Consider the following 6,000-nt stretch of genomic DNA (forward strand, 5'->3'; position numbering starts at 1 on the left):
AATCCGAGAGGGGGACATCCGGGTATGGAGCTGAGAGGGGGACATCCGGGTATGGAGCTCCGAATACTGGGATCGATAGAGCTCTGGACGGGCAGCTCATTGGCAAATATCGGCCCTGCGCGGCAACGCTCTATCCTCGGCGCCTTGCTGGTTGACGCTGGACGGCCGGTGCCACTGGAGTCCCTTGTCGACCGCGTATGGGGGGACCGACCGCCGGCAGAAGTCCGTAACGTCGTCTATACGTACGTTACCCGGTTGCGCCGCGCATTAGCTCAGGCCTCGGCGGCGCTGCCCGAGCCGATTAGCCTGGTCAGATCGCCGGCCGGCTATCTGGTTTCGACCGATCTCGGCGCCGTGGATCTCGTGCGGTTCCGTCGGCTGCTCAAGAGCTCGCAGCAGGAGGGGGTGGACGACCAGGAACGCAGCACGCTGCTCCAGCAGGCGCTGAAGATGTGGCGGGGTGACGCACTGGTCGGCATGCATAGCGAGTGGGCGGACGGGGTCCGGCAGACGCTGCGGCAGCTGCACAGCGAGGCGCTCTGCCAGTGGGCGGATGCCGAGATTCGGCTCGGGCGCCCGAGCGCCGTTCTCGCGGAGCTCCGGAATGCGATGCTGAACGACCCACTCTCCGAGCAGCTATGCGAACGCCTGGTGCTCGCGCTCTACATTGAGGGCCGCACAGTCGACGCCCTTGAGCGCTATGAGTCGATACGCCAGCTGATCGCCAAGGAACTCGGTACGGATCCGTCGCGGCGGCTGCAGCAGCTCTATCAAACGATCCTGCGTGGCGAAGCGGTCGATCCCACACCGGCGCCCGAGCGAAGCGGCGACCTGCGCAGTGCGGAGACGCACCAGGTCGTCGAGGTCTCCCGGCCGACCCTGGTTGTCCCGCAGATGCTTCCGCTCGACCTACCTGACTTCATCGGGCGGGCCGGGGAACTCGACGTGGCCGAGAGAGCCTTGACGCGGCCGACGGCCTCACAGCCCCCAGTCGTGCTGGTAGTGGGCGGGGGAGGTGTCGGCAAGACCGCGCTGGCCGTGCGCCTGGGGCATCGACACCGGTCCGCCTTCCCGGACGGGCAGCTGTATGCGGCGCTGCGCCGCAGCGGCGCGCATCCGGCAGACCCCTACGCGGTTCAGGGTCGGCTGCTGCGGGCCCTGGGGACGGATCACGATCGCATCCCGACCGACCCAGACGAGCGTTCCGAGGTCTACCAGCTGGCTCTGGCCGGGCGTCGGCTGCTGCTCATACTCGATGATGCCGTCGACGATGACCAGGTGCAGCCTCTGCTGCCGAGCAGCCGAGCCACCGCGGTACTGATCACCAGCAGAGGCTGGCTCAGCGCTCGGCCCGGCGCCTGCGTCATACAGCTGACGGCCCTGCCGCCCGGCGACAGTGTGCGGCTCCTGACCCACGTACTTGGCAAGGAGCGCGTCAACCGGGAGCCGGCCGCGGCCGCAGCGGTCGCCCGGTATTGTGGCGGGCTGCCGCTTGCGCTGCGCGCTGCGGCCGTGCGGCTCAACATCCGTCCCCACTGGTCGCTGCGTCGCTACGCGGAACGGCTCAGTGAGGAGGCCCGGCGCCTGGACGAGCTGGCCCACAGCTCACTGAGCGTGCGCGCCTGCTTCATGGCGTCGTACGAGACGCTGCCCGCCGATGCCCGCGAAGCGCTCCGCTGCCTGGCCGATCTGGCGGTGCCCGAGTTCGACGCAAATCTGGCATGCCAGTGGCTCGGCAAGGACTTCACCGCAGTCGAGGACACCTGCGAGAAACTGGTGGAGACCCATTTTCTGACGGTGGCCGAGTCCGCAGTAGCCCAGCACCACACCCGCTACCGCCTCGACGGTCTACAGCGCAGTTTCGCGCGCGGGCTCAGGGATGACCGTGCCGACGAGACCACGGAGGCGGTGCAGCTCCGTCTGGCGCGCTGACCTGCTATTACACCCCCGGTCAAGACGTGCTCCAGCCTTGCGCCCATCTCAGTGCCCCAGGGTTGACCCCGGCAGCACTTACCAATGCGATCGGCTGGCTGCGCCAGCGTCACACCGGGTCGCGGGAGGAGTACCTCATGACCAGTCGGACCGGCTCTGTCAGTCGCGAGACGCCGCGGGGTTGCCTAGCGATGTTCACCGGACAGGGCTCGCAGCGCCCCGGCATGGCAAGCCACCTGCTCGACACCTATCCCCCGGCCCAACAGCTGTTCGCCCATGCCGATGAGATCCTGGGCCTGCCGATGTCGCAGATCTGCGTGACAGGAAGTGCCGAGGAACTCGCCCGAACCGAGATCACCCAGCCGGCGATCGCCACGACTAGCCTCGCCATCTGGGATCTGCTGCGGGCAGCCGGCTACCGGCCCGCAGTAATCGCGGGCCACAGCCTCGGCGAGTATCCGGCTCTGGTCGCCGCGGGGGTGTTGTCCCTCGAGTCGGCCCTGGAGCTGGTGCGGCTGCGCGGCCAACTGATGGGCGACGTGGCTCGCGAGGTGCCCGGCGCGATGGCGGCGATAATGGGCCTGCCCGCGGACAAGGTGCTGGCCGCCTGCCGTAGCGCCGACGACGTCGGCGTGGTCGAAGTCGCGAATTACAACGAGCCGCTGCAGACGGTCATCTCGGGCCATGCCCGCGCCGTCGCGGAAGTTAGCCGGGCCGCGTTGGACGCTGACGCCGAGCGGGTCGCGCCGCTGGACGTTGGTGCACCCTTCCATTGCTCGCTGATGGCCGCGGTCAAAGAGCGGTTCACCGAGGCCCTCGCTGCCAAGCGGTTCGCTGACCCCACGTTGCCGGTGATCAGTTCGGTCACCGGCACCTACGTTCGCTCGGGCGAGGAGGCCCGGGAACTGCTGCGCGGTCAGCTCACCGGACCGGTCCGCTGGGTCGACGTGCTGCGCACGGCCGCAAAGCACCCGGTCAGCGCGTACACGGAGATTGGCCCGGGCCGCGTGCTCAGCGGACTCGCCCGGCGAACGCTCGGAGAGGTCTGCATCCGCTCCACTGGAGACCCGCGTCGCCTGACGGCGCTCTACCGCGAACTGGCACCGGATGCTGGCCCGTCGACGGCCTGCAACAGCCCGGCCCATCCATTAGCAGCAGTGATCCAAGAAGGGTGAAGAACATATGTCTCAACAGGAAAAGAACCTCGACACCGTCGTCCAGGAGGCAGTCGCCGCCGCGCTAGGCGTCGACATCGAGGAGGTCGTACCCGAGGCCACCCTGCTGGGTGACCTGGACGCCGAGTCCATCGACCTGCTCGACGTCCTGTTCCGCATCGAAAAGGCGTCGGGCGTAAAGATCAAGGTCGCGGACATGGCCGAACTGCTCCAGGGCGGCATACCCGACGAGGAATTCGCCGACGAGAACGACATCATCAACGAGGTCGGATTGGCTCAGCTCAAGAAGTCGCTGCCGCAGATCGATGTGGAGGAACTGGCCGGCAAGCTCTCGGCGGACGAGGTGCTGACCCTGTTCACCGTTCAGAACCTGACGGATCTGGTGACCGAGCGTGCTGCCCGCTCCACAGCGTCAGTGTGAAACGGGGGAGGGGCGGCCGCCAGACCGCTCCGCCCCGTCGCCACTGCGGGTGCGGACCGGTGTGGACCTGGTCGAAGTGGCCCGGATAGAGGAGCTGATGACCTCGCAACCCGAGCTGAGGGAACGGGTGTTCACCTCCCGCGAGCTGGCCTACTGCTATCGGCGCAGAAGGGTGGGCGAGCACCTGGCATGTCGGTGGGCCGCCAAGGAGGCCGTTCTCAAGAGCCTGGGGACCGGGATGGGCCCGCGGATGGAGTGGACGGATATCGAGGTCGTCAATGACCGTGGCGGACGCCCCACAGTGCGGCTGTACGGCGAGGTGGCCGTCGTCGCCCGATCCCTAGACATGGACTACATCGACATCTCTCTGAGCCACGGCGGAGGACTCGCTGTCGCTCAGGCCGTCCTGGTGTGCCTGCCCTGCCCCTCGGCGCCGCCCCCTAACGGGAGCCGCCCGCCCGCGGGGTTTCGGACACAGCACCAGCCCGCACCAGATACGGCGGAAGAAGACGATCCGGCAGGGCAGTCGGATAGGGCAGAAGGAGGCGATCGGTATGAGGCTTGACGGCCGGACCGCGCAGCTCGGACTGGGGCGGCCCAAGACTGGCGAAATGGCGCGGTTCCATCCGATGGGCCACGTCGACGGCGAGCAGATGCCGCGGACGGAGGCGGTGCTATGAACCGCAGGGTAGTCGTGACCGGCATGGGCGCCGTGACCCCGCTGGGCAACGACGCGCCGAGCACATGGCAGGGATTGGTCGAAGGGCGCAGCGGAGTCGGTCAGCTGACCACGATCGACACCACCGGCTTCGAGGTGACCATCGCCGGCGAGGTTAAGGACTTCACGCTCGGCGATGTGGTGCCCAGCTCGGTCGGTCTCCGCCATCTGTTACGGCCGGGCACCTTCGGTGTGGCCGCTGCCTGGGAGGCACTGCGCGACGCGGCCGTCGACAAGGAGACGTACGACAGCGCGGACATGGGCGTGGCCATGGGGGCGTGCGTGGACCGGCCGGACCTGCAGTGGCTGGTGGACGTCGGCGCGCTGCGCGACGAGACGGGTCGCGATGACGCGTTCATCCCGTACGCGCCCTCGGACGCGTTGGCCTACAGCCAGAACATCGCGGCGGCGGCCATGGCCCGGATGGTTGACGCGACCGGCCCGATGATGGGCCTGTCCACGGCCTGCTCAAGTTCCGGCCACGCCATTGGGGAGGCGTTTCGCGCCTTACAGGAGGGCGACGCGACGCTCATGCTCGCCGGCGGCTATGACTCGCTGACGACCTGGCTCGACGTGCTCTGCTTCAACCTGCTGGGCGCACTGACGAAGGACTACAACGACGCCCCGGAGCGGGCCAGCCGCCCGTTTGACGCTAATCGGTCCGGGTTCGTGCTCGGGGAGGGCGGCATCGTCGTAGTGCTCGAGGAACTGGAGGCGGCCCGGGCCCGCGGGGCGCGCATTCTTGCCGAGATCCTGGGTTACGGCACCAGCTTGAACGCCTGGCGGATAACCGATTCGCCGCCGGACGGCAGCGGAGCCATCGAATCCATCCAGGCGGCAATCGCGGACGCCGGTCTCGAGCCGGCCGACATCGACTACGTCGTAGCGCACGGCACCAGCACTCCGGGCAACGACCTCTCGGAGACCACTGCGATCAAGAAGGTGTTCGGTGACGCCGCCGAACGGCTGGCGATTAGTTCACCCAAGTCGATGGCCGGTCATCTCACCGCGGCGGCCGCCGGTTTGAGCGTGTTGGCGGCCATCGGGGCGATCAACAACTCAGTGGTGCCGCCGACCATCAACCAGGAGGCACCCGACCGGCGTCTCGGCCTCGACTTCGTCCCGAACACAGCTCGCGAGCGAGACGTGCGGTACGCCCTCGTTAACGCGTTCGCCTTCGGTGGCACCAACGTCGGGCTAGTCGTGGGGCGCTACGAGGAGGAGCGATGACGACCGCGCAGCGAATCCGAACTACAACACCGCACAACGTCACCGGGCGCCAGGTCGTCATCAGTGGTATCGGAGTGCTGACCGCGCTGGGCGAGGGCCCCGAGGCCAACTGGAAGGCCCTGGTGACCGGCAAGTCTGGGATTGGCCCGATCAGGGCCTACGATCCGTCGCCGCTGCAAACCCGACTGGGTGGCGAAATCGCCGATTTCGACGCGGCCCGGTTCGCCACCAGGCGCCAGCTGCGCACCATCAACCGAGGCGACTGCCTGGCGCTGGCCGCCGCCAGGCTCGCCCTCGACGACGCGGACCTGCCGCACACCCAGACTGGCGGCGACGAGCTCGGCCATCGGGCCGGCCTTTATCTCGGGGGCAATAAGTCGCTCGGGCGCGCTGAGCAGCTGATCGAGGAGCTGAAAACCATCCGCCGTCCAGACGGTACCGCCGACCTCGCACATCTTGCGCGGCACGGCGATCGCATCATGCCGCCGCTGTTCTTCGTCGAGGGGCTGCCGGCCGGCGCGGTG

At 68.0% G+C, this 6,000-nt stretch carries 7 protein-coding genes; all 7 read left to right on the forward strand.

Going from position 1 to position 6,000, the window contains the following annotated elements; all coding sequences use genetic code 11:
* The first annotated feature begins 51 nt into the window (after nucleotides 1–51).
* Complete coding sequence (locus A9X04_RS25465) at nucleotides 52–1,932, forward strand: AfsR/SARP family transcriptional regulator (protein WP_231985820.1); 1,881 nt, start codon at nucleotides 52–54, stop codon at nucleotides 1,930–1,932.
* Between the two features lie 137 nt (nucleotides 1,933–2,069).
* A complete protein-coding gene (gene fabD / locus A9X04_RS25470; protein WP_082975248.1) occupies nucleotides 2,070–3,107 on the forward strand; it encodes an ACP S-malonyltransferase in 1,038 nt (345 codons plus the stop codon).
* Between the two features lie 7 nt (nucleotides 3,108–3,114).
* On the forward strand, nucleotides 3,115–3,528 hold the full coding sequence (locus tag A9X04_RS25475; protein WP_067926785.1) for an acyl carrier protein: 414 nt from the start codon (nucleotides 3,115–3,117) through the stop codon (nucleotides 3,526–3,528).
* A gap of 61 nt (nucleotides 3,529–3,589) precedes the next feature.
* On the forward strand, nucleotides 3,590–4,093 hold the full coding sequence (gene acpS, locus A9X04_RS25480; protein WP_067926788.1) for a holo-ACP synthase: 504 nt from the start codon (nucleotides 3,590–3,592) through the stop codon (nucleotides 4,091–4,093).
* A complete protein-coding gene (locus A9X04_RS32000; RefSeq protein WP_255396502.1) occupies nucleotides 4,083–4,208 on the forward strand; it encodes a hypothetical protein in 126 nt (41 codons plus the stop codon). Before acpS ends, A9X04_RS32000 begins: the two co-directional genes overlap by 11 nt.
* Nucleotides 4,205–5,476, forward strand: coding sequence for a beta-ketoacyl synthase (locus A9X04_RS25485; RefSeq protein ID WP_067926791.1), 1,272 nt, complete (start codon nucleotides 4,205–4,207; stop codon nucleotides 5,474–5,476). Before A9X04_RS32000 ends, A9X04_RS25485 begins: the two co-directional genes overlap by 4 nt.
* Nucleotides 5,473–6,000: beta-ketoacyl synthase N-terminal-like domain-containing protein (locus A9X04_RS25490; RefSeq protein ID WP_304442413.1), on the forward strand; the 528-nt coding region annotated here is incomplete at its 3' end. The genes A9X04_RS25485 and A9X04_RS25490, both read left to right, overlap by 4 nt.

It is taken from the genome of Mycobacterium sp. E3247, assembly GCF_001667785.1.
GTDB lineage: Bacteria > Actinomycetota > Actinomycetes > Mycobacteriales > Mycobacteriaceae > Mycobacterium.

Bases quoted from the DNA above. Each gene is read 5' to 3' on its own strand.
- A9X04_RS25465 (WP_231985820.1), top strand. From the start codon at position 52: ATGGAGCTCCGAATACTGGGATCGATAGAGCTCTGGACGGGCAGCTCA.
- fabD (WP_082975248.1), top strand. From the start codon at position 2,070: ATGACCAGTCGGACCGGCTCTGTCAGTCGCGAGACGCCGCGGGGTTGC.
- A9X04_RS25475 (WP_067926785.1), top strand. From the start codon at position 3,115: ATGTCTCAACAGGAAAAGAACCTCGACACCGTCGTCCAGGAGGCAGTC.
- A9X04_RS32000 (WP_255396502.1), top strand. From the start codon at position 4,083: ATGAGGCTTGACGGCCGGACCGCGCAGCTCGGACTGGGGCGGCCCAAG.
- A9X04_RS25485 (WP_067926791.1), top strand. From the start codon at position 4,205: ATGAACCGCAGGGTAGTCGTGACCGGCATGGGCGCCGTGACCCCGCTG.